General features: G+C 58.9%; 17 protein-coding genes and 1 other RNA gene. 9 read left to right on the top strand and 9 right to left on the bottom strand.

Going from position 1 to position 24471, the window contains the following annotated elements; translation table 11 throughout:
• The first annotated feature begins 16 nt into the window (after positions 1-16).
• From BLV61_RS19995 to BLV61_RS20030, 8 genes are all read left to right on the top strand, one after another.
• The gene (locus BLV61_RS19995) at positions 17-2830 is read left to right on the top strand and encodes a bifunctional glycoside hydrolase/polysaccharide deacetylase family protein (protein ID WP_090467073.1); all 2814 of its coding nucleotides are present in this window, start codon (positions 17-19) and stop codon (positions 2828-2830) included.
• Positions 2808-6446 (top strand): tetratricopeptide repeat protein, encoded by a 3639-nt coding sequence (locus BLV61_RS20000; protein ID WP_090467077.1) that lies wholly within the window; start codon positions 2808-2810, stop codon positions 6444-6446. The genes BLV61_RS19995 and BLV61_RS20000 overlap by 23 nt, the downstream gene beginning before the upstream one ends.
• Before the next feature lie 29 nt (positions 6447-6475).
• Positions 6476-6994: a transporter gene (locus BLV61_RS20005; RefSeq protein WP_047537235.1), complete on the top strand. Its 519-nt coding sequence runs from the start codon at positions 6476-6478 to the stop codon at positions 6992-6994.
• Between the two features lie 5 nt (positions 6995-6999).
• Positions 7000-8364, top strand: coding sequence for a PelD GGDEF domain-containing protein (locus BLV61_RS20010; RefSeq protein ID WP_090467079.1), 1365 nt, complete (start codon positions 7000-7002; stop codon positions 8362-8364).
• Positions 8342-9331, top strand: a complete 990-nt coding sequence (locus BLV61_RS20015) for a HEAT repeat domain-containing protein (RefSeq protein ID WP_090467081.1) — start codon at positions 8342-8344, stop codon at positions 9329-9331. The genes BLV61_RS20010 and BLV61_RS20015 overlap by 23 nt, the downstream gene beginning before the upstream one ends.
• A complete protein-coding gene (gene pelF, locus BLV61_RS20020; protein WP_090467083.1) occupies positions 9328-10842 on the top strand; it encodes a GT4 family glycosyltransferase PelF in 1515 nt (504 codons plus the stop codon). The genes BLV61_RS20015 and pelF overlap by 4 nt, the downstream gene beginning before the upstream one ends.
• Positions 10843-12213 (top strand): exopolysaccharide Pel transporter PelG, encoded by a 1371-nt coding sequence (pelG, locus tag BLV61_RS20025; RefSeq protein WP_047537247.1) that lies wholly within the window; start codon positions 10843-10845, stop codon positions 12211-12213. It abuts the gene before it with no gap.
• A 450-nt stretch (positions 12214-12663) separates the two neighbouring features.
• Entirely contained in the window at positions 12664-12915 is a 252-nt protein-coding gene (locus BLV61_RS20030; protein WP_047537250.1) for a DUF2790 domain-containing protein, read from the top strand.
• A 404-nt stretch (positions 12916-13319) separates the two neighbouring features.
• Here the strand turns inward: BLV61_RS20030 and BLV61_RS20035 are convergent, their stop codons facing one another.
• The 3 genes from BLV61_RS20035 to BLV61_RS20045 form a co-directional block, all read right to left on the bottom strand.
• Complete coding sequence (locus BLV61_RS20035) at positions 13320-14351, bottom strand: polysaccharide deacetylase family protein (protein ID WP_244159898.1); 1032 nt, start codon at positions 14349-14351, stop codon at positions 13320-13322.
• A gap of 46 nt (positions 14352-14397) precedes the next feature.
• Complete coding sequence (locus BLV61_RS20040) at positions 14398-15633, bottom strand: MFS transporter (protein ID WP_208604212.1); 1236 nt, start codon at positions 15631-15633, stop codon at positions 14398-14400.
• A gap of 177 nt (positions 15634-15810) precedes the next feature.
• On the bottom strand, positions 15811-16212 hold the full coding sequence (locus tag BLV61_RS20045; protein ID WP_090467090.1) for a tautomerase family protein: 402 nt from the start codon (positions 16210-16212) through the stop codon (positions 15811-15813).
• Between the two features lie 97 nt (positions 16213-16309).
• Between BLV61_RS20045 and BLV61_RS20050 the strand changes: the two genes are divergently transcribed.
• Complete coding sequence (locus BLV61_RS20050) at positions 16310-17254, top strand: LysR substrate-binding domain-containing protein (protein ID WP_090467092.1); 945 nt, start codon at positions 16310-16312, stop codon at positions 17252-17254.
• Positions 17255-17670: 416 nt separating this feature from the next.
• On the opposite strand, the gene ssrA is transcribed toward BLV61_RS20050, so the two are convergent.
• From ssrA to BLV61_RS20080, 6 genes are all read right to left on the bottom strand, one after another.
• Positions 17671-18060, bottom strand: a transfer-messenger RNA (tmRNA) gene (ssrA, locus tag BLV61_RS20055).
• Positions 18061-18159: 99 nt separating this feature from the next.
• Positions 18160-18435, bottom strand: a complete 276-nt coding sequence (locus BLV61_RS20060) for a hypothetical protein (protein WP_047537432.1) — start codon at positions 18433-18435, stop codon at positions 18160-18162.
• A gap of 204 nt (positions 18436-18639) precedes the next feature.
• On the bottom strand, positions 18640-21450 hold the full coding sequence (locus BLV61_RS20065; RefSeq protein WP_090467095.1) for an FAD-binding and (Fe-S)-binding domain-containing protein: 2811 nt from the start codon (positions 21448-21450) through the stop codon (positions 18640-18642).
• The gene (locus tag BLV61_RS20070; RefSeq protein ID WP_090467097.1) at positions 21447-22118 is read right to left on the bottom strand and encodes a LutC/YkgG family protein; all 672 of its coding nucleotides are present in this window, start codon (positions 22116-22118) and stop codon (positions 21447-21449) included. Before BLV61_RS20070 ends, BLV61_RS20065 begins: the two co-directional genes overlap by 4 nt.
• A complete protein-coding gene (locus BLV61_RS20075) occupies positions 22118-23572 on the bottom strand; it encodes a LutB/LldF family L-lactate oxidation iron-sulfur protein (RefSeq protein WP_090467099.1) in 1455 nt (484 codons plus the stop codon). The genes BLV61_RS20070 and BLV61_RS20075 overlap by 1 nt, the downstream gene beginning before the upstream one ends.
• A complete protein-coding gene (locus tag BLV61_RS20080; protein WP_047537444.1) occupies positions 23569-24393 on the bottom strand; it encodes a (Fe-S)-binding protein in 825 nt (274 codons plus the stop codon). Before BLV61_RS20080 ends, BLV61_RS20075 begins: the two co-directional genes overlap by 4 nt.
• Between the last annotated feature and the right edge of the window lie 78 nt (positions 24394-24471).

The raw sequence follows: 24471 nt of genomic DNA on the forward strand, positions 1-24471 counted from the left end.
ATTTCAAGAGTGAGTTATGGAAATCGTTTTTCGCAGGACGCGTGTCCGCTCGGTCGCCAAGCGACTGTTAGCCGCTCTGGCATTGTGTGTCAGTGGCCCTGCCGTACAGGCTGCCGCATTGGCGCCACCCTCCAGCGTGACCTTTTGGTATGCCGACGAGCCGCCGATCTCCGAGCTGGCCCAGTTCGACTGGTCGGTGGTCGAGCCGGGGCATGTGTCGGCGGGGGACGTCAAAACCCTGCGCAAGTTGGGCAGCCAGCCGTTTGCCTACCTGTCCGTCGGTGAATTCAGCGGCAACAAGGCGGCCATCGACAAGGCCGGCCTGGGCAAAGCCGTCAGCCCGGTTCGCAACGGCGCCTGGGACAGCCAGGTCATGGACCTCGCCGCGCCGGCCTGGCGTGAGCATTTGTTCAGCCGCGCCAAGGCACTGCAAGCCGAAGGTTATGCCGGGCTGTTCCTCGACACGCTCGACAGCTTTCAGTTGATGCCGCAAGCGGAGCAAGAAGCGCAACGCCATGCCCTGGCCAGTTTCCTGCGGGAGCTGCACCAGCGTCAGCCAGACCTGAAGCTGTTTTTCAATCGCGGTTTTGAAGTGCTGGCAGAGCTCGATGGCGTGGCAGCCGCCGTGGCCGTCGAGTCCATCCATGCCGGTTGGGACGCGTCCGCCAAACGGTATCGTCCGGTGCCCGAAGCTGACCGCCAGTGGCTGGAAACCCAGCTGCAACCCTTGCGCGCCAAAGGCATTGCGCTGGTGGCCATCGACTACTTGCCGCCAGAGCGCCGCGAGGAAGCGCGCAAGCTGGCCAAGCGTCTGCGTGAAGAGGGTTTCATTCCGTACATTGGCACCCCCGATCTGGATTCGATGGGCATCAGCAGCATTGAAGTCCAGCCACGTCGCATCGCCTTGATTTACGACCCGCGTGAAGGCGATGTGATTCGCAACGCCGGGCACACGCTGTTGGGCGGTCTGCTCGAATACCTGGGCTATCGGGTCGACTATCTGGCGGCTGACGAAACGCTGCCGGAGCACCGTTTCAGCGGTTTGTATGCGGGCATCATTACCTGGATGACCAGCGGCCCGCCGCAGGACAGTCCGGCGTTCAATCGCTGGCTGGGCAAGCGTCTGGACGAACAGGTGCCGCTGGTGTTTTTCGCCGGTCTGCCGGTTGAAGACAAGCTGCTGCTCAAGCGCCTGGGCCTTGAACGCCGGGCACCTCCGGCCACTCAAGCGCTGACGATCACCTATCAGGACAAGTCGCTGCTCGGGGCGTTCGAAGCACCGGTGCAGCCGCGATCCCGTGACCTGAGTGCGGTTTCTGTGCTGCCCAATGGTCCTAAAGCATCGTTGCTGTTGACTGGCGAAGGCGGCCAAACGTTTACCCCTGTCGCGGTAGCCAGTTGGGGCGGTCTGGCACTCGCGCCGTACATCCTGGAAACCAACAACGAGCGCAGTCGCTGGATTCTCGATCCGTTCGCGTTTCTCCAGGCCAGCCTGCGGCTGCCGGTGCAGCCACGGCCGGACACCACCACCGAAAACGGGCGGCGCATCGCCACGGTGCACATCGATGGCGACGGCTTTCCCTCGCGCGCCGAGGTGCGTGGCACGCCTTACGCGGGCAAACAAGTGTTGGATGATTTCATCCGGCCCAACCCGTTCCTGACCTCGGTGTCGATCGTCGAGGGCGAGATTTCCCCGCGCGGAATGTTTCCGTTTCTGGCCCGCGAGCTGGAGCCCATCGCCCGCGAGTTGTTCGCCAACCCGAAAGTCGAAGTGGCGACGCACACCTTTAGCCATCCGTTTTTCATGCAGCCGGAAGTGGCGCAGAAACGCGAAGGCTTCAATCCGGAATATGGCTTGAAAATGGCCATTCCGAATTACGACAAACTGGATTTCCGCCGCGAGATTTTTGGTTCGCGTGACTACATCAATCAACAACTGACGACCCCGGAAAAACCGGTGAAGCTGGTCTTCTGGCCGGGCGACGCCTTGCCGTCGGCGGCCACGATCAAACTGGCCTATGACGCGGGCCTGAAAAACGTCAACGGCGCCGAGACCATGTTGACCAAGGCCAACCCGTCGCTGACCGGTCTGAACCCGCTGTTGCGACCGACCTCGGGCGGTCTGCAGTACTACGCGCCGATCATCAACGAAAACCTCTACACCAATCTCTGGAAAGGACCGTATTACGGTTTTCGCGATGTGATTGACACCTTTGAGCTGACCGACAGCCCGCGACGCCTGCGCGGCCTGCACCTCTATTACCACTTCTATTCGAGCACCAAGCAGGCCTCGATCAAAGCGATGAACGAGATCTACGGCTACATGCGCGAACAGCAGCCGATGTCGCTGTGGATGAGCGATTACCTTGATCGCCTGCACGGTCTGTATCAGGCCAGTCTGGCGCGCACCGCCGAGGGCGACTGGCAGATTCGCGGCATGGATGCGTTGCGCACCGTGCGCCTTGATCCGCAAATGGGGTGGCCGGATCTGCGGCGTTCCCAAGGTATTGCGGGGGTGCGTGATGTGCCTCAGGGACGCTACGTGCACTTGAGCAGTGACCGTGCATTGCTGGTGTTGCGCCCTGACCGGGATTCACGCCCGGCCCTTGAAGAAGCCAATTTGCCGTTGCTGGACTGGCGTTACCTGGATGACCAACACGTGAGCTTTTCGTTTGCCGGTCAAGTCGACCTGAGCTTCTCGGTGCGCTCGGCGAGCGCCTGCCGGGTCGAAGTGGATGGACAGCGTTTTACAGGCAAGGCGTCCGCCGGCCTGTGGACTTTTCAATTACCGATGAAGCAGGTGAGTAATGGTCAGCTCCTCTGCAACTAACGCCTCAGTCACTAAAGGCAGTCGCCTGCTCAATCCATGGGCATTGGCGGTGGTGGCGGTCACCGTGGGTGGCCTGCTGTGGGCGACGTTCCAGCGCGAAGAAGTGTTCCAGCCCGATGGCCGTGAACCGGATGCCGTCTCGGCCAACTATGCCGAACTGCTGCTGACGGCCCACCCCGAAGACGATCGCCTGCGCCTGCAACTGATCGATCTGTTGATCCGTCTCGGCGATTACCCCAAGGCCCGTCAGCATCTGGAGAACTGGCCCAAGCCGAACCAGGAGTTACAGGCCTATTACCGGCTTGAACTGGATGCGCTGGAAGCGGCCAAGGGCAGCGATCTGATCACGCAGCAGGCGTTGGTCGAACGCTTGAAAAGTTTCGATCATCACCTGTTGCCGCTGCCGCAATTGCAAAGCCTGGCCAAGCTCGCGTTGAACTTGCAGGCGCCAGCCTTTGCCGCCAGCGTCTATGAAGAGATCGCCGCGCGTGATCCGCAGCAGCGAAGCGATGCCCTCAAGTCTGCCGCGCAGTGGTACCTGGCCGGCGAGCAACCGGGACGTGCCGCCGAGATTTACCTGGAGCTGAAAAAGGCCACCGAACAGGCGGCCGAGCGCCGTGAATACGCGCAACTGGCGTTCAACAGCCTCCTGGCCTCCGGGCAGGGCGACCAGGCCGTGCAGGTGCTCGCCGATGAAGTCGACCGGCTGATCAATCCACAAACCGATACGGCTTGGGTGCAGCAGGGCGTCGATGTGGCGATCGCGAGCAAGCGCTTCGATCTGGCGCAACGCTTCCTGCAACAATGGCGCGTCTTGCAACCTGACGATCCGCAAATCCTGCAAAAGGATTTCAGCATGCGTCTGGCACTCGGCGATTTGCCGGGCGCCTGGAAAAGCGGTCAGCAACTGCTGCTCGAACATCCTGAAGACCCGCAATTACTGGAGCAAATGGCTCAGCTCGGCGAGTGGAGCGGCGAAACCGAGACGGCCCTCGACTACTGGATTCGCCTGCTGAAATTGCGCGAAGACGCGCAAACCCGTGAGCACGCCTGGCGCCTGGCGAGTCAGCAGTTCGACTTCGACCGCTCGATTCCATTGCTCGCCGAGATCATGGCGCAACGGCCGCTGACCGACATCGAGCTGGACGCGCTGATCTACGGCCACGAATCGCGAGGCACGCCGCAACAGGCTGAAGCCTGGCTGCACGCTTACCTGCGCAAGTACCCCCAGCATCGCCTGGCCTGGACGCGTCTGCTGCAAAACCTGGAAAACACCGGGCAGTACGCGTCCAAGGCCAAGGTCTACAAGGACTACTCGAAACGCTTTGCCCTGACCACCACCGAACGGGTCGATTGGGTCGATACCTACCTGAAGCTGTTTGATAACAAAGCCGCGTGGCAGGTGTTGCAGGTCGATAACCGCACTATCACCGATCCGAATTACTGGCGATCCCGTGCCGCGCTGGCCTGGGACCTGGAACTGGACGATGAACTGCAGGTGTCCCTGGAAAAAATGCTGGCGCTCAAGGGCTCGCTCAACAGCGGCGACGAGAGTCAATTGATCACCCTTTATCGCACCAGCAATCCCCGGCGCGCCTTGCAGTTGATGGTCGGCGGTTGGCAGCGCAGCCATGACCCGCAGCGCCTGGTCGAAGCGTTGCAGCAAGCCGAGGAACTGCAGGACTGGTCACAAGTGGAGGCGTTGCTCAAGGGTGCCGAGCAATACCCGGCCGCTTACGGGCAGGCTCAAGTGTTGGCCGTGCGCGGCGCACTGGCCGTGCATAAAGACCAGCCCGAAGAGGCGCAGCGCCTGTATCAGGAAGGGCTGGCGCGATTCCCCGAGGACAACCTGTTTCGCGAGCGCTTGATGTGGCTTTACGTCGATCAGGGCAATACCGCCGAACTCAAGCCGTTGCTGACCCAATGGAAAGCCCGGGCACGTGAAGACCGGATTTTGTGGCTACCGTTCGCCAGTGCCAGCCAGATGCTCGGTCGCGATAGCGAAGCGCTGGCCTGGTATCGGATGTACCTCAAGACCAGTCCGCAGGATTGGCTGGTGCAAGCGGCCTACGCCGATGCGCTGGAGAGTGCCGGCTATCAGGATGCGGCCCAGCGCCTGCGCCTGAAGTTGCTGCGCAGCCCCGAGGTGGACAATGTCCAGCCGTCGTCCGGGCGCTACGGTATCTGGTTGCGTTTGATGGCCAGCAGTTACTCGCCGAAAAAGGCCCAGCACGAATTGCTGAAGTGGAAGGACGGCTCGCCGGCGATGCTGCAATTGTGGTTCGAACGGTTGCTGGCGCGTCTGGATGCGACCAACCAGGACTCGCAAAAGGACCAATGGCTGGACTGGGCGCGCGGTCAGGGCTTGAAGGTCGAGCGTTATGAGCAGATTCAGCAAGCGCTGCGTAGCCGTAACAACGAACAGGTCGAAACGCTGTTGGCCAGTAGCGATCTGAACCCGGCGCAACGCGCGCAGGCCCTCAGTCGTCTGGGTCGGCTGAACGAAGCCCTCGACACCAGCCTGACGGCGCTCGGCGACGAGCAGCCGCAAGCGGTGCGCGAACAACTGCGTCGTCAGGCCGTGGAAATCCAGGAACGCACGCCGCAAGGTGCGCAGCTGTCGTGGCATGACCAGGATTTCGGCGGTCTCGCGTTCAAGGCGCCGCGCCTGGAAATTGCGCGCAACCTGGGTGATCAATGGTACGCCGATCTTGAGCTGGAACAGGGCGACTACAGTGGCGACGAGATCGAGCCATCGAAAATCGGCGAAGAGCGTAACGCTGCGCTGACCTTGCAACGTTCGGTGGAAAACGGCAGCTACAAACTGTTCGCCGACACCAGCCAGCGCAAGGACGACGACCGCAATGGCCTGGGCCTTTCCCGGACCTGGCAGTTGGACGTGAGTGATGAACTGGAGACCGGCGTCGACTGGCATCGCAAGAGCGAAGACAGCGGCCTGATGCGTGCTTTCGGTCAGCAGGATCGGGTGTTCCTCGGGGGACGTCACAGCCTGACCGCTCGCGATCAGTTCAGTTGGGAGGTCGCACAGCGGTCGTTTTCCACCCGTGCCGGTGACGACCTCGGCAATGGTCACGCGCTGAAAATGGAACTCAACCACACGCTGGAATTCGCCGGTCCCAACTGGACCGTGCGCAGCGGTGTCGACTATCAGAAAAACCAGGTCAAGGATAAGTCGCTGAATTACCTGTCCAGTAACTTTGGTGGCCCGGTCATCAGGGCAGCGCCTGTGCAGACGTTCGACCCTGATACGGGTTTGCCTGATCCGATCAATCCACTGGACATCGAAACCGTCACCGCCAGCGACCTGCTGCAAAGCCGCTACGGCCAACTGTATTTCGGCAGTTCCTGGCGTCGTGGTCTGCCCGGCGCACTGGTACGGACCAAGCCGCAATACACCTGGCTGGTGGACCTGACGGCAGGCTGGCAATGGACGGATCAAACCTTCAACTACGGCATCAACACCGGGATTGGCGTTGAAGTGCTGGGTGACGACGAACTGGCCCTGACCTTCGGCTACCAATCCGCGCCACAGGGCGGGGATGGCAAGTCAGGCGGAACACTGGGTGTGAGCTACGGCGTGCGTTTCGGACGCTGATCATGGAATTTTCTACGGGAGAAAAACGTATGCAAGCAATTCGTAATCTGGGCCTGGCGCTGGCGGTCCTGTTCGTCGCTGGTTGCGCGAGCTTCACCGGCGACGCCAGCCCGAGCCTGCCGCGCACTGCGCAGTGGGGCATCGTGCCGATGGTCAACTATTCACAGACGCCGCAGGCCGGTGAGCGCAGCGAGCAAATCCTGCTTAGCGTGCTCAGCAGCCATGGTTTGCAACCACGGGTTTACCCGGCCAGCACCCAGGGAGAACAAGCGTTGATGGATGACAACGAGCGTCTGGCCGGCGCGCTGGATTGGGCGCGTGAGCAGAAACTCGATTATGTGGTCACCGGCAGCGTTGAAGAGTGGCAGTACAAGAACGGCCTGGATGGCGAACCGGCGGTGGGCATCAGCCTGCGCGTGCTCGATGCGGACAGCGGTCGGGTGCTCTGGAGCAAAAGTGGCGCACGTGCCGGCTGGTCCCGTGAAAGCCTCGCGGGCACTGCGCAAAAAGTGCTCGATACGCTTGTTGGCGCCCTTCGGTTCGAGTGATCGCAATGAATTCTCCACACAAGGATTACAGCCTGGCGCCTCGCGCCAGCGGCCCGGTGTCTTGGCTGGAAACGTTCCTGGTGACAGGCCTGGCGATCGGCCTCGGCTTGTGGCTGACGCCGGAAGACCCGATGCAAATGCACGGCGGGTTCCCCTGGCCGATCCTGGCGCCGCTGCTGTTAGGTGTGCGTTACGGATTTGTCCGCGGTTTGCTCAGCGCGGTGTTGTTGGTGATGGCGGTGTTCGCGCTGCGCTTCAGCGGCCATGCCGGTTATGCAGCGCTTGAGCCGTCCTGGATTGTCGGCGTCCTGGTCTGCGGGATGTTGGTGGGCGAGGTGCGCGATCTGTGGGAACGCCGACTGGAGCGTCTGCAGATGGCCAACGATTACCGTCAATATCGACTCGATGAATTCACTCGCGCCCATCAGATTCTGCGGGTCTCCCACGATCTGCTGGAACAGCGCGTGGCGGGCAGTGACCAAAGCTTGCGCAGCTCGTTGCTGGGCCTGCGCGAAAAACTGCGGGTGATGCCGGAGGAAGGCGATGCGCTGGGTGCATTGGCCGACCCGATCGTGGCGGTGCTGGGGCAATACGGTGCGCTGCGGGTAGCCGGTTTGTATCGCGTGGACGATCACGCCGGGCACTTGTTGCCCAAGCCGTTGGCGACCATCGGGGTCATGGGGGATCTGGACACCGAAGACGGTCTGGTCAAGCTGTGCCTGGAGCGCGGCGAGCTGGTGAGCGTGCGCCAGGAACTGATCGATGCCGGCGGTTCGGCGCAATTCTCGTCATTGCAGGCGTGTATTCCGTTAATCGATGCCGAGGGCCGTTTGTTGGCGGTGCTGGCTGTACGACACATGCCGTTCTTCGCTTTCCAGGATCGCACCCTAAGCCTGTTGGCGCTGCTGGCCGGGCATATCGCCGACCTGTTGCAGCGCGACACGCAGGTGCTGCAATTGGTCAATGCCGATGCGCAGCACTTCACACTGCAACTCAAGCGTTCGCTGGTGGACGTCGAGCAGCACAAGTTGTCGGCCGGCCTGTTCGCCTTTGAAATGACCCGGGCCAACGAAGAGCTGACACGCTTGCTGGAGCGCAGTCAGCGCGGTCTGGATTTGCACCTGCCGCTGCGCAACAACCGCGACCATCAGTTGCTGCTGGTACTTTTGCCGTTGACCAGCCCCCAAGGCACCGAAGGCTATCTGTCACGCATCAACCTGCTGATACACGAACACTTTGGCATTGAGAGTGACATGGACAGCCTCGGCGTACGGGTCATGCCTTTCAACCTGGAGCCTGGTGAACACAACGGGCTGCGTAACTTCCTGTTCAACGAGTGTGGTCTGAATGATCAGCAAGTGGCTGTTTAGCGGAGCCTTGTTGTTAGAGGCAGGCAGTTGGACCAGTCTGTGGGTGGACGTGCCCGAGGTGCAGCAACTGCTGGTGTTCACCCTCACTCATGGCCTGGCCTGCGTGATGTTGTGCGCGGCAGTGTGGCTGCTGTTGCCGGCGCGGTATCGTTCGCCGCTGCCGTGGAGCCCGCTGTTCATTTTCAGCATGGCGTTCTTTGTCCCTGTGCTCGGCACGGTGGGCGTGGTCGCAGCGATTTTTCCGGCGCTGTACCTGCCACGCAAACGCGACAAACAAGCCTGGCAAGCGGTCGGCATTCCGAGCCTGCCATATCGGGCGCAACAGCAACTGCATAAACCGATTTTTGCCGACGGCGGTTTGCAGGACGTGCTGCGCCATGCGCCGGACCCCGATCAGCGTCTGGCCGCTCTATTGGCGACGCGACGCATGCGCGGCAAGGAGGCGGTACCGATCCTCAAACTGGCACTGGGCGACCCAAGCGATGATGTGCGGTTGCTGGCGTATTCGATGCTGGACAAACAGGAAAGTGACATCAACTTGCATATCCAGATCGCCCTTGGCCAGCTGAACGGCGCAAAGGGCAAAGCCGCCGGCGTGCTGCATGGCACGCTGGCGCGCTGGTACTGGGAGCTGGCGTATCTGGGGCTGGCGCAAGGCAGCGTACTCGAGCACGTGCTCAATCAGGCCAGCGAGCATGCCGAGCAGGGCCTGGAAGCGGGTGAGGGCGGTGAACTGTTTCTGCTGGCCGGACGCATTGCCCTGGAGCGTGGTGATATCGCGCGTGCCGAAGTGTTACTCCAGGAAGCCCAGGACAACGGTATGGGCGCGGCGCAGATTCTGCCTTTCCAGGCCGAGTTGGCATTCGAGGCGGGTCGTTATCGCGAGATTCCCGGGTTGCTGGCGAGCCTCCCCGAGAAAACCCGTCAGCGACCACCCTTCGCTGACCTGGTGAGGAGCTGGACATGAGTCACAAGCAAGAGGCACCGATGGCCGACATCTGCCTGCTGCTCGAAGGCACTTGGCCTTATGTGCGCGGCGGCGTGTCGAGCTGGATTCACCAGATGATCCTCGGTCTGCCGGAACTGACGTTTTCGGTGATGTTCATTGGCGGACAGCGTTCGGCGTATTCGCAGCGACGTTATCAAGTGCCGGCGAATGTACTGCACATTGAAGAAGTCTTTCTCGAAGACGCCACGCATCCGACCGACACCCGAGGCACGCCACGGGACGCCGATCTGCAACAGTTGCAGGGTTTGTATCGCTTCCTGCATCACCCGGACGCGCCGGAGCCCGAACTGGGTGAGCGCTTGCTCGATAACATCGCCCAGGGCCATCTGACCCTCGACGATGTGCTGCGTAGCCGCGCCAGTTGGGAGGCGTTGAGCGAGGGTTATCGCCTGCATTGCGCCGACCCGTCCTTCATCAATTATTTCTGGACCTTGCGCTCGATGCAGTCGCCTTTGCTGATGCTCGCCGAGGCGTCGCGCAAGATGCCTCGGGCGCGGGTGCTGCATTCGATTTCCACCGGTTACGCCGGGCTGTTGGGCTGCATTCTCAAGCAACGCTGGAACTGTTCCTACCTGCTCAGCGAGCACGGGATCTATACCAAGGAGCGCAAGATCGATCTGGCCCAGGCCAGTTGGATCGCCGAGAGTTCGGGCCAGGCGCTGAACCGCAGCCTCGATGCCGGCTCGGGTTACATCCGTACGTTATGGGTGCGTTTCTTCGAGCGCATCGGGCAACTGACCTACAACAGCGCCGACAGCATCATTTCGCTGTATGACGGTAATCGACAGCGGCAAATCAAGGACGGCGCCGATCCGCTCCGCACCCGGGTCATTCCCAACGGTATTGACCTGCCGCAATGGACCGCCGCCCTCGAATCCCGCGCTCCCGGCATTGCGCCGGTAGTGGGTTTGATCGGGCGTGTGGTGCCGATCAAGGACGTCAAAACTTTCCTGCGGGCGATGCGCGGGGTGATCAGTGCCATGCCCCAGGCCGAAGGCTGGATCGTCGGTCCGGAAGAGGAAGATCCGGAATATGTCGGCGAATGCCGCAGCCTGATGGCCAGCCTGGGGTTGGAGGGCAAGGTGCGTTTCCTGGGCTTCCAGCGCATCCAGGACATCCTGCCGCAACTGGGCTTGATGGTGCTGACCTCGATCAGCGAAGCGCAACCGCTGGTGATTCTCGAAGCCTGGGCCGCCGGTACGCCGGTCGTCAGCAGCGACGTGGGTTCCTGCCGCGAGCTGATCGAAGGCGGCAGCGTCGAAGACCGCGACCTCGGCCTGGCCGGCAAAGTGGTTGCGATTGCCGACCCGCAAGCCACCAGCGTGGCGATCCTCGAACTGCTGCGCAGCCCGCAACGCTGGGAAGCTGCACAGGCCAGCGGCTTGCTGCGGGTCAATCGCTACTACACCGAAGCCTTGATGCTGCAGCGTTATCGCGACTTGTATCAAGCCGCCATGGAGAACAGTTAAATGGCCGGGATTGGCTTCGAACTACGCAAGATCCTGTCGCGCGATTCTTACACCGCGACTTTGCACGCTTACGTCTACGCCGGACTGATCAGCTCCGGGCCCTGGGTGCTGTCGATCATCAGCGTGATGCTGGTGGGCATCATCAGCCTGGGCCTGTTGCTGCCGAATGTGCTGGTCGGGCAGTTTCTGGTGACGGTGACGTACCTCATGGCCAGCTCGCTGATCCTCACGGGCGGTCTGCAACTGTTCTTCACCCGATTCGTTTCCGACCGGTTGTTCGAGCACAAGTACGAGCAGATTCTGCCCAACCTGCTGGGCGTGCTGTTGCTGGTAACCGTCGGTGCCGGGGTGCTGGGAATCCTGGTGCTGAGCCTGTTGTTCGACCAGCCGCTGATCTACCGGTTGCTGGTGCTGTCGAACTTCGTGGTGTTGTGCAACTTGTGGCTGGTGATCATCTTTCTTTCAGGGATGAAGGCCTACAACCGCATCCTGCTGGTGATGCTGGTGGGTTACACGCTGATGGTCGCCAGTGCCTACCTGCTGAGCTTCCTGCAGATGCCGGGCTTGTTGCTGGCGTTGCTGATCGGGCACAGCACGCTGCTGTTTCTGTTTCTCTACGACATCCTGCGTGAGTACCGCGCGGAGAAGCTGATCGCCTTCGACTTCCTGCAACGCCGCCAGGTGTTTCTCAGCCTGCTGGCGACCGGGTTCTTCTACAACTTCGGTATCTGGATCGACAAGTTCCTGTTCTGGTTCAACCCCGGTACCTCGAATCTCGTTGTCGGCCCCCTGCGTGCGTCGATCCTGTATGACTTGCCAATCTTCCTCGCGTACCTGGCGATCATCCCCGGAATGGCGGTGTTCCTGGTGCGCATCGAAACCGATTTTGCCGAGTGGTACGACCGCCTGTTCCGGGCCATCCGCGAAGGCGAAACCCTGCAACACATCGGTTCGCTGAAAACCGAAATGACTTTGTCGATCCGCCAGGGCCTGCTGGAAATCTGCAAGGTACAGGGATTGACGGTGGTGCTGCTGTTCCTGTTCGCTCCGCGCTTGCTGGATTGGCTGGGCATTTCCAGTTACTACCTGCCGCTGTTCTACATCGACCTGATCGGAGTGAGCATCCAGGTGGTGTTCATGGCGCTGCTCAACGTGTTTTTCTACCTCGACAAACGCGCCGTGGTGCTGGAACTGTGCGTGATTTTCGCGGTGCTGAACGCCGGGTTGACCCTGCTCAGCATGCACCTGGGGCCGAGCTTCTTCGGCTATGGCTTTACCCTGTCATTGCTGGTTTGCGTGTTGCTGGGGTTACATCGATTGTCCACGGCACTGGAAGATCTCGAGTACGACACCTTTATGTTGTCGCGCTGAAACACTTTCGAGGCGCTGAAAAGGCACTGGCGATCATCGTCAGTGCCTTTTTTGTTGGGCGTGGCTGCATCCGATGACAGGGTTTGTGAGCCACGATACCGACGCAAGACGACTCGCTCCGGCCACTCCTTGATGGACCGTTCGAGCCGGCTACAGCACTTCATGGCGCCAATTCGGGTCCGACTTTGCCACTCAGAATGCCTGGCTGGTGGGGATAAACCCCAGCACGGTAGACGGTGCTGATTATTACCATTTTTCCAATAATGCATTTCAGTCTTTGGTCTTTATCAAAAACACCACCGGAATAAAATGGGCCCAGCTTCCAAACAAAGCCACGAAGCGCAAGCTCATAAGGGTCCAAGCAAACCACCCTGCCGCGCATCGTAGAGCCTTCGGCCTTATTCATTCCGACTGAAGACGTGAATCGTTTGCATCGTTGGGACACTTGAAATGAAATTGTTTAAGACATTGATTGCTGCTTCTTTTGTAATGCTGGGTAGCCAGATGGCGTTTGCCGATCAGTCTGCGGTAGAGCAATACACCTACGGCTCTCACCTCGACATCGCCAAAGTGATTCACATGGACGCCGTTCCCGATGACGTCTGCGCCGTGGTCCCTCTCCAGATGACTTACCTGGACCACCAGGGTCAGCAACACGTCATGCAATACAGCGCGATGGGTAACGGTTGCTCAGGCAACTAACCGAGTCCCGACAAAGCCTGCCTGTGGCAGGTTTGTTCAAACGCCCCAATGGGGCAGGCCGGGGGAAGATCCCGGCATCTTTGAAACGCCTGTGTCCATGATGCAGGCCAACCCCGCCAAGTGCGGGGTTTTTCATGTCTGGAAGATGACGTCCGGTGGCGGGCTATCCGGTGTGAACCCGGAGCGACTGGAAACGGCCAGGGTTCGAGTCCTTCGCCTTTCGCCAGATTCAAGGCGCCTTCATCGTCCGGCTCTGTCCCACTTGCTGCCCCGCCTACCGCACCGATCAATCCACCTGCTTGTTTGCCAAAGTTTTCGTGATGACAGTGTTAGGTCAGCTTGGGTAGATATAGACATCCCTGTGATTTTTCTGACTCATCGGGTCATGGAACTTTACAGCTGAATCATATCGTTTCGATTTCTCTGAGTGACGACGAACTGGTCAATGTGAACTGGGCGATTTCGTCCTTGCGCATGAATTTTACGCCGGCATGGCTGTTTACGTACTTAAGGAACTCATCCCAGACTCGTACCATTTGGGGCGAGCCGCTGATGCGGTCGTGGGCGCTGATGGACATCATGCGGCGGCGGGAGCTGCTTTCTTCGTAAAGTTGATCGAAGTCGAGTTTGACCTGTTCAAGAAACTGACCAGGCGAGTAGTTTCGGCCCTCAATTAGGAGGATATCGTTGTTGCGCAGAGTGTACGGAACGACAACAAAATCTTTTTCGTTCACTTGCTCAATGAAGGGCTCATCGCGGCTGAGATCATCGATGTGATATAGGTATCCGAGTTCCTGGAGCAGCGACAAAGTATTTGGACCACGTCGCAGCCAGTTGCAGTTATAACCGACCGGTTTTTGACCGGTGATCTCTTCGACCATGTCTCGCGCTTGTTGCAGGAAGAGTCGTTCTTCATCAAGGCTCATGGCGTATTGTGAACTCCATCGTGGCCCGTGCCCTGCTGCTTCATGACCACGTTTGACGATTTCTCTCGCCAGTTCAGGGTGGCGCTTTGCGGCTTCGCCGATCATGTGGCAAGTGACCTTGACCCCATGACGATCCCAAAGGTCTAGCATCCTTGGGATGCCTTCCCGGTAACCGTAGGCGAACCAGGTGTTGGTCGCGGCGTCAGAGGGCACACTATCGGGGAAATCAACGTGAGGGAAAGGACTGTCAGTTCCTTTTGGCGGTTGGCCGCCCGCTTCGAACTGCATGGATACCGACACCACTAGACGGGTATCTCCGGGCCAGAACTTACCCTTTTGGTTTGGGATCTTGCTCGTGCTGGTGCCACCCGCTGTAGCCGCCATGGCGGGTGTCATCAATGAACCTGCCGCGAGAATGGCTGCTCCGGCGCTGGCGTGCTGGATGAATGTCCGTCGCTCCGGGTTGGTAGGCATATGGGGATCGGCAGGCGCTGAGTCATACGGTTTCATGGGATTACCTTAGTGTTGGAGTGACATGCCATGTCACGATATCGGTTCAAATCCTTTGGTTACGCGTGGTTGTGTTATTCGCGGAATAAAGCAGCGTCAGTACGCCGGCCAACAGTGCCGTGATGCTTAGAAACAGGATCCCGGCGCTGGTGTGTTGGGTTCGGTCAATCAGCCAACCTATGACGCTGGGGCCGACAAAACCGGAAAGGTTGCCGATGGAATTGATTAACGCTATGCCCGCAGCGGCAGCCACGCCGGTCAAACGTTGAGTTGGGAGGTTCCAGAACAGCGGCAATGCAGACAGGACGCCAGCGCTAGCCAGCGTTAACCCGAACAGAGACATGGCAATTTGCTGATCACTCATGACTGTAGTGAAAAAACCGGCACTGGCGACCAGTGCGCTGAGCCCAACATGCAGTCCCCAGCGACGGGTTTTGTCGGCACTGCGAGCGACCAGGTTCATTACCACTGCCGCACACATATAAGGGATTGCCGACAGCCAGCCGATGGTTAGTGTGTCGTTGATACCAGAGCCCTTGATGATCGTGGGTAGCCAGAAATTGATGCCGTACAGACCCATCAAGAGCAGGAAATAAACAAGTGAAAACATCAGGGTAATAGGGGTGAACAAATCCTTGAGGCGATGCTCGTGTTTCTGTTGTTCTGCCACTGCAAGGTCGGTCTCCAGCAGGGCCTTCTCATCTCGATTTAACCAGTTCGCCTGTTTCGGCGTACTCGGTAACACCCAATAAACCAGGCCGGCCACTAACACGGATGGCAGTCCTTCGATGAGAAACATCCAGCGCCAACCCGACAAGTCTTGGACGCCGTCCATACCTGACATGATCCAGCCTGAGACGGGGCCGCTGACCACGCCCGCCAATGCGCTGGCCGTCATGAACAGAGTGGTCATTCGTCCGCGTCGATGTGCAGGAAACCAATAGGTCAGGTACAGAATTACACCCGGAAAGAATCCGGCCTCGGCAATGCCTAGAAAGAAGCGCTGGATGTAGAAACCAGTAGGCGTCTGAATAAACATCGCCGCTGCGGAGACGAGGCCCCAGCTCAGCATGATGCGTGCGATCCACGCGCGCGCGCCCAAGCGGTGCAATAGCAGATTGCTCGGCACTTCGAAGATGAAGTAACCGATGAAAAAAATACCGGCACCTAGTCCATAAGCGCTGGCACTCAGTTGCAGGTCGGTTGCCATCTGCAATTTTGCCGTACCTACGTTGACCCGATCCAGAAACGCCAGAACCTGAGCCAGCAACAACACCGGCATCAATCTCCAGGTAATACGCAGGTAGATTGAGTTAAGCACTTGGGGGAAGTGGGTAGATGGTGAAGCAGAGGTCAGGCTGTCGCCTCGCGATGGAGTTTCAAACAAGGGGACGCTGGGTGATGACGAATTATTTGAGTTGTATGTCATGACGACCTTCCGAAAGGGCTGTGTTGCGTGTCAGGGTATTTGAGGGGCAGTGAGTGTCACGCCGCAGTGGTGCTTCGAATCGGTTTTCAGATAGGACGAGCGCTCGACACTTTCGATGAAGACGCAGCACTGCCAGCAGAACTTGGCATCGAATGCGTTGATTGCCGCCACCAGTGTGTCGTGGATGATCTGCGCCATCTGTCGCTGGACCCCAGTCGGGCGAGGGTTGGTGGTGATCAGCGTGGCGATTACGAACTCTGCATCAGGATCGACTCCAGCGAGCGTTGCGTGGCAGGCATGAACCCTGCTTTTGAAGTCACCTAACTGCGCATGGCCTGCAGCCGCAATGTCGGTGTGAATAGTGCTCATCACTTGCACGAAGTTCAGTCTGCTAAGAAGTCCGCTCGTGCTTTCAAATACGATGTGGGGCATGGTTATTTTTTACCCATATGCAAGTGAGGCTTCATTTAAGCAGTCCTTTTATGCACAATAAAATTATGTTTTTCTTTGTGTAATATAAGCTTCCGTTATGAATATATCCGCGATCGATCTTCGTTTACTGCGTAGTTTCATTGCCACTGCTCGGTTGGGTTCTGTGACCCGTGCCGCCAATTTGCTGCATTTGACGCAGCCCGCCTTGTCTCAGCATTTACGTGAATTAAGAGGCTTGATGGGCGTTCAACTGTTGGATCGTGTCGGGCGCGGTGTGGCGCTAACACCTGCGGGCATTGAGCTGTTTAGTTTGTTGGAGCCCTTGCTGGAGGATCTTGATACCGCTCTGGCTTCGGTGCACGGACGATCAAGGGAGGTGAAGGGCAGGCTGCGCATCGGAGCGATCGACACCTACTCACGGGCATTGGTGATCCCTGCGGTGGCCGAAATGCTGGTTGCACATCCCGAATTGAAAGTCTCGATTGAAGAAATGCCCGCCGCACAAATAGATCGGGCCCTGACCGAAAATGAGATCGACATCGGGCTGGCATTTTCAAATCTGTCGAGCGCCGACATTAACCAGTGCACGTTGTTCGAGGAAAACCTGGTGCTGATCCGCTTGCGCGCGATGAGTGAGGGCCGCTGTAGCGAACGCGTCTCCATGGAGGAACTCGCGGATTTGCGATTGGCCTTGCTCAATCGTAACTTCGCCATGCGACGGCAAATCGATTCTGCGTTCTCGCGGGCCGGCTTACCGTTGGATGTGCGCGTTGAGGCCGCGAACGTCGATTCGCTGGTGCGGCTGGTGGGTAGAGGCGATTGGGCTACCATTGCCAGCCGACTGGCAATCGACGATGCCAAGCGGTTTGAAGTTCGGGAAATCGATCATGCAGACTTGAGTCGTATCGCTGCATTACGCTGGCGCCGTGGTCGCTCATTCTCGGCAGCCACGTTGGCCTTCATTCACTTGCTGATAGACCGACTCCAACGATTGCCCGGCATCGCGTTGTCCAGGGAGGCGCAAGCGATGTTGAACGCTTGATGCCGCTCAACCGCTTAAGCCTTGTGGGTCTTTATTCACCGAGCATTGTTATTGACGCTTCTAGAGTCTGGTTTGGAACGGATGGATCGCCTTTAAAAATCAACCGCCGCGCCACTCGACTATTCGCGAAAAGCCCTTCGCCTACATCAGTTCGAGCAGCGACCAAACTGCTACTTGAAATTGTCCAATGAGTGGTGATTACTGCAATTCACCTGTGAGAGCTTAAAATCGACGGCATGACCTCATCCGCTTTCTCTTGCCCCATGACACCAATTGGTATTCCAAAAATTACCACTGAGGGGCTTGGAATATCCGGTGATGTGGATTGTGTTGGACGCTAATAGACCCTAAAGCCTTGATTTTTTTGGATTTCAGGCACAAAAAAAGACGTCCTTGGACGTCTTTTTTTGATCATTTGGTGGAGCCGGGGGGATTTGAACCCCCGTCCGCCAGTACTCCGCTGTCGGTACTACATGCGTAGCCGTGTCTATTAAGTTAACCCTCAGCGACCCGACGGGCAGGGTGCTTTGGGCGAGTTGTGTAAGTTTTAGCCGCTTCGTCCACAACGTACTGCACGGCGATTCTGTTCTATATGACAATCATTTCGGGTTTACAGACATCCCCTGATGATTGCTGGACCCGAAGGCACCAGGAGTGCATGTCAGCTGCAATTAAGCAGCGAGAGCAGCACCGTATTGGTCGTCATTGGCAACTATAAGTAGTTGCAACAGTGGATTTACGAGTTCTGTTACCAACTCGGCATGCACCTAAAGTTTCGCGACCGGCGTCGAATCCTAAACGGCCCCGAACTCATTGCTCGTGAATCTGAATGAGCAACAAGCCTGCGTAGTCTACGCCAATGTAGCCCGGAAGGCCAACCCGAAGGTTGGCCTGGCCGAGCGGTATTACTTGTTGGTTGGGTTTCGCAGTTGAATTTTCTCCAGCAAACCGCCGGTGATTCCAAGGCACCCCTTGTCGTCTCCTTTGGCCTGGGCTGCTTTTGCTTTGTCCAGGCCTGCTTGTATGTTGTCATCGGCGTTTTCTGATATGGCGGGATCAGAGTCCAAGGCCGCTTGAATCTGCTTGATATTGTTTTCGCAAAGATCTTTATCCGCCGCGAATACCGGCGAGGCCAACAGTGCAGCGGTGATGAACAATCCAGCAATTGCAGAGTGCTTCATGGGTGATCTCCTTGCGCATGAGGGCTCGGTGCTGCCGGCAGAAGAGGCCGCTGGCCGAGGTGGTTATAAGCCCATTCACAGGGCCTAGCTAAATGACTATAGCTGCAAGGAGGAATTCGGTTTTTTTTTGCCGGTTTGCGCAAACCCTGTCGCAAATCGCAATTGCATGAAAAAGGGGCTGAGGCCCCTTTCAATCCATTACCTTCAAGCCGGACGCGCTTGCGTCACGCGGTCCACCAGATAAACCAGGCCGTGATAATCGATCCCGCCATGCTGGCTCAGGCCGATTTCGCAGGTACGACTGGTGGAAATCCCTTCGCTGCAATACTGCACGGCGTCTTTCAGGGTGCGCAGCGCATGCGCGTTCAGTTCGGGGGTGGTGAACCCCTTGTCGCCGGCAAACCCGCAGCAATGAATGCCTTCGGGGATGATCACGGTTTTGCTGCATTTGCGCGCCAGGTCGATCAGCGCCTGGCTTTCCCCGAGGTGCTGGGTGCTGCAGGTGACATGCACCGCGATCGGAGTGTCCTGCGGGGTGAAGTCCAGTCGATCCATCAAATGCGTACGGATGAAGCGCACCGGGTCGTACAGGTCAAGGCGGACATCGCCCAGGTCCTGGGTCAGGCGCAAGGTGCAGGGGCTGGTGTCGCAGTAGATGGGATCGAGCCCGCCACGACTGGCGTGCAGTAGCGCGCCGATCAGTTCCTGGCGTTTGTGTTCGGCTTGTTCGGCATAGCCTTTGGAGGCGAAGGGCTGGCCGCAGCAGAGGTTGTCCAGATTGTCCGGGAACACCACCTGATAACCGGCCTTTTCCAGCAGGCCGCGGGTTTTGTCGTAGAGCGACATTTGTTCCTTGTCGCCGGCCGCCGGCCCCATGGCCCGTGAGACACATGCGGCCAGGTACACCACTCGCGGACGCTCGTCCGACACTGTCGGGCTGAAGCGGATCGCCCGTTCAGGCTGCGGCATGGCATTGGTCCATTGCGGGATTTGCCCTTTGGAAAGCCGGGTTACCGTAGCGGACAGCCTGGTCAGCCGCGGTGCGCCGAGCAACATCCGTGCACCATTGGCCACGTGCAGGGTGAAGCGCGCACCTTGCAGCGCCGTAGCGAAATTTCCTTCCAGCCAACTGGCGGTTTTCGTATGCGTGGCATGCTGGCCGCGAAGCTTTTTCACCAGTTCGCCGGTGTTGATGCCTACCGGGCAACGCTGTGCACAAAGCCCTGTGGCGGCGCAGGTGTCGATGCCTTGATATTCGTAAGCCGCTTCGAGTTCGGTGGTGTCGACGCCTGCGCGCTTCTTCGCCTGGATGTCACGCCAGATCACGATGCGTTGGCGCGGGCTCAGGGTCAGGCCTTTCGACGGGCAAACCGGTTCGCAGAAGCCGCATTCGATGCACTTGTCCACAATCTCGTCGGCGGCCGGCAAGGGTTTGAGATGCTTGAGATGGATCTGCGGATCTTCGCTGAGCACCACGTCCGGGTTGAGAATGCCATTGGGATCGAGCAGGCGTTTGAGTTGCCACATCAATTGATAGGCATCGCTGCCCCATTCCAGTTCGACGAACGGTGCCATGTTGCGCCCGGTACCGTGTTCGGCCTTCAGCGACCCCCCGAACTCCACCGCGACCAACTGCGCGACGTCGTCCATGAACGCCTGATAACGTGCGACCTCTTCCGGGTTATTGAAGCCCTGGGTGAAGACGAAGTGCAGATTGCCTTCCAGTGCGTGTCCGAAGAGGATCGCTTCGTCGTAGTGATGTTTGTCGAACAACTCGATCAGCCGGTTCACGCCAGTGGCCAGTTGTTCCACCGGGAAGGTCACATCCTCGATGATCACCGTGGTACCGGTTTTGCGCACCGCGCCGACGGCGGGGAAGGTGTCTTTTCGGATCGCCCAGAGACGGGCGTTTTCCAGTGGGTCCTCAGTGAAATCGACCTGTTTTTCCACCGGGAACGATGCCAGCGACGCCATGATCTGCGCCAGTTGTTCATGCAGTAGCGTGGACGACGCAGCGCGTGATTCGATCAGCAGGGCGCAGGCATTATTCGACAGCTGCTGTACGAAAGCCGGCATGCCGGGTTTGTTCTGTACCGAGCGCAAACTGCGGCGGTCCAGTAGCTCTACTGCCGACACCGGTTGGCTTTTCAGCACCGTGACCGCGTTGCAGCAGGTTTCCACATCCGGGAACACAATCAGCGCCGAGGCCTTGTTCGGGTGATCGATCACCGTGTCGTAAGTCACGGCGCTGATGAAACCGAGTGTGCCTTCGGAGCCCACCAGCAAGTGGCTCAAGATATCCACAGGCTCGTCGAAATCCACCAGGGCATTGAGTGACAGGCCGGTGGTATTTTTCAGGCGGTATTTGTGGCGAATCTTCGCAGCCAGTTCGGTGTTTGCGCGTGTTTCGCGGCCCAAAGTCGCCAGACGCTCCAGCAGCGCCGCATGGCTCTGGCGAAACGCCGCGACGCTGGCGGCGTCTTCGGTATCGACGCGACTGCCATCGGCCAGCACCAGCCGAATTCCGGCCAGCGTGTGATAGGTGTTTTGCGCCGTGCCGCAGCACATGCCGCTGGCGTTGTTAGCGACGATGCCGCCGATTTTGCAGGCATTGATCGAGGCCGGATCCGGGCCGATCTTGCGCCCGAACGGCGCCAGCCAGGCATTGGCCTGGGCGCCGATCACGCCGGGTTGCAGGCGGATTTGTGTGCCCTGGCCACGGATCTCGCGACCGTTCCAGTTATCGCCCAGCACGATCAGCACCGAATCGCTGATCGCCTGACCAGAAAGACTGGTACCGGCAGCGCGAAACGTCACCGGCACCCGGTCACGCTGGGCCAGTTTCAGCAGCGTGACGACTTCTTCTTCGGATTCGACGCGTATTACCAGTTTTGGAATCAGTCGATAGAAACTGGCGTCGGTGCCGAAGGCCAGCGTCGACAACGGGTCGTCGAAGCGTCGTTCCTGTGGAATCAGTTGCTGTGCATCACGCAGAAAAGCGGCCGGTAGACTCATTGGTCCTCCAGGATCAATACCACCAGGTCTTTCGGACCATGGGCGCCGTAGGCCAGCACCTGTTCGATGTCGGCAGTCTTCGACGGGCCGGACACCAATAACGCATTGGTCGGCATGCCTTCGGCCCATTCGAACTCCTGCTGCACCTGATAGAAGTTGTCGCGAATCTCGCTCGCCTTGAGCAGGGCGAAATGCACCGGTGGCGCGAGGCTCATCAATCGCGGCTCTTCACGCGTCGGCCAGAGGATCAGGCTGCCTGTGGCAGCGATTGCGCCGAGGGTGGCGGTCAGGCTGGCCGGGGTGTCGTTGAACAGTTCGGCTTTCCACTCCTCGACGGGACGGTCGTAGGCTTTGAGTGTCGGCAGGTGCGGATTATTCGACCAGTGTTGAGTGATGCGTTGACCATGGGGCGTCGTCGGTGCGATCAGCAGACTCGGTAACTGTCGTTCTTGCAGCAATTGCGCGAGCAACGCAGGCCAGTCTTCACCCGAGGTCAGATGGATTTCCGTGTGCACCGCTTCCATCAATTTGCGTAATTGAGCGATGCGTTGCTCCGGCGCGTAGGTGTAGGGCTGCGTCACCAGATCGACGTCGAAGGTGTCAGGTACTGGCGTGGTGCCTGTCAGGCTTTTACGCAATTTGGCGAGGATATTTTGCTTGGCGCTCATCAACGATCTCCCTGTTTGGCCAGATGCTCGCGGGCCATGTCATGCAATGAGCGGGCAGCGGGTTTCGGTGCGCTGTGGTTCTGTGTCCACGGGCCAACATTATTCGGTGTGAGGGCGCGCAGGCGTGTGGCGAAGAATCCGAACAGGCGATACAGCGTCGGCGAACTGTTTAGTTTCGCCCAGGCGTTCCAGATGAATCGCTCTTTGCGCGAATACTTGCTGCCCTGGCCGCGCATCACTTGATGAGGGCTGTCCGGGGCTTTGACGTTTTCTTCGCGCAGACGACGCAGCAATGAAGGGATCGGAATCTTTACCGGGCACACTTCACCACAGGCGCCGCACAGCGACGAGGCGCTCGGGTGGTCCGGGACTTTCGCCAGGCCGACCATGTGCGGGGTGATGATTTTTCCGATAGGGCCAGGGTAAACCTCGCCGTAGGCATGGCCGCCGATTCGGGTGTAGACCGGGCAGTGATTCATGCAGGCGCCGCAGCGAATACAGTTCAGGGTCTGGCGCAATTCGCTGTCGGCAAAAGCCTGGCTGCGACCGTTGTCGAGCAAGACCAGGTGCACTTCCTGCGGGCCGTCGAGCTCATGTGCCTTGCGTGGGCCGGAGATCATGTTGACGTAAGTGGTGATCGGAATGCCCAGGGCCGAGCGGGTCAGCAGTGACAGCAGTGGCACCACGTCGCGCAGGTTCTCCACGACTTTCTCGATGCCGGTGACGGCGATATGCACCGGCGGCACCGTGGTGGTCATGCGGCCGTTGCCTTCGTTTTCCACCAGCAGCAGGGTGCCGGTTTCGGCCACGGCGAAGTTGACACCGGAGACGCCGATGTCCGCTTCGAAGAATTTCTGCCGCAGGACCCTGCGACCGATCTGAATGAGTTGGTCAACGTCCTTGGTGTATTCCACGCCAAGTTTGTCGTGGAACAAGGACGCGACCTGACCGGCATTCTTGTGGATTGCCGGCATAATGATGTGTGAAGGCTTCTCGTTGTCGAGCTGGACGATGTATTCGCCCATGTCCGATTCAAGGCATTCAATGCCCTGATCAGCGAGGAAATGGTTCATCTCCATTTCTTCGCTGACCATCGATTTGCCCTTGATCACTTGCCGCCCCTCGTGAGCACGGATGATCGAGAGGACGATGCCATTGGCTTCGTCCACCGTTTCCGCCCAGTGCACTTTCACACCGTTGCGGGTCAGGTTCTGTTCAAGTTGCTCGAGCAGGTCGGGCAACTTGGATAATGCTCGGGCGCGGACGGCATTGCCCAGCGCTCGCAAATGTTCTCTTTCATGGGCATCGCTGAACGCCGCTGCCCGTTTTGTCATCAGTGAATCCATCGCCTTGCGAAAGTTGTTTCGCAATTGCGTGTCACCCAACGCCTCGTGAGCGCGGGTGCGGAAATCTTCTTCTACGGCGACCGTAGGAATAATCGTGGAAGTGCTCATCGGGCACCTCCGGTACGCTGCCAAAGGAAACTGGCCAGATGTTGGCCGCGCAGCGCTTCCTTCTGTTTTTCCAGCGAGCCATTGATGTTCATCAGGCAACCGCAGTCGGCACTGAGTACCTTGTGCGCGCCGGACTCCTTCAATGACCGGGTCTTGTCGGCCACCATCGCGCCGGAAATGTCCGGCATACGGACGCTGAAAGTCCCACCAAAGCCACAGCATTCACTTTCGTGACTGTGCTCCACTCGCTCCACATTGCTCAGTTGCGCCAGCAACTCGCGGCCATGCAAGTGGGTGTTCATTTCCCGGCGTGCCGAACACGAGGTATGCAACGCCACTTTCACGGGCTCGCCGCTGTCCTTGAGCCGCACCTTGCAGACATGCAACAGGAATTCGGCGAGTTCGTAGGTTCTGGCCGCCAGTGCCTGAACCTGTTTCAACGTTTGCGGCTCGTCCTTGAACAAGTCGGCATAGTGTTCACGCAGCATGCCCGCGCACGAACCGGACGGTACCACCACCGGATAATCCCCGGCGAACAGCGCCAGTTGCGAGCGCGCCACGGTCCTTGCCTGCTCGGTGTAACCCGAGGTGTAGGCCGGTTGGCCGCAGCAGCTTTGCCCTTGCGGGTACTCGACACGGATGCCTTCGCGCTCCAGCAAGTGGATCGCGTCCATTCCGGCTTCCGGGTAGAACAAATCCACTACGCAGGTCCCGAACAGGTAGACCCTTTGCGGTTTTTCGCTGGGGTATTGCCGAGGCTCGGGCAGTGGCGGGGCGACACGGGTCGCATTCGGCACAGCGTTGTAAAAAAGTTCGCTCATCAGGCGTGTCTCCGGGTGATCCCGGTTATCCGTCCGCTGAGGCTGCTGAATATAGAGAGTGATTCTTTCAGCAGCCTT

The organism is Pseudomonas mohnii (assembly GCF_900105115.1).
GTDB classification, from domain to species: domain Bacteria; phylum Pseudomonadota; class Gammaproteobacteria; order Pseudomonadales; family Pseudomonadaceae; genus Aquipseudomonas; species Aquipseudomonas mohnii.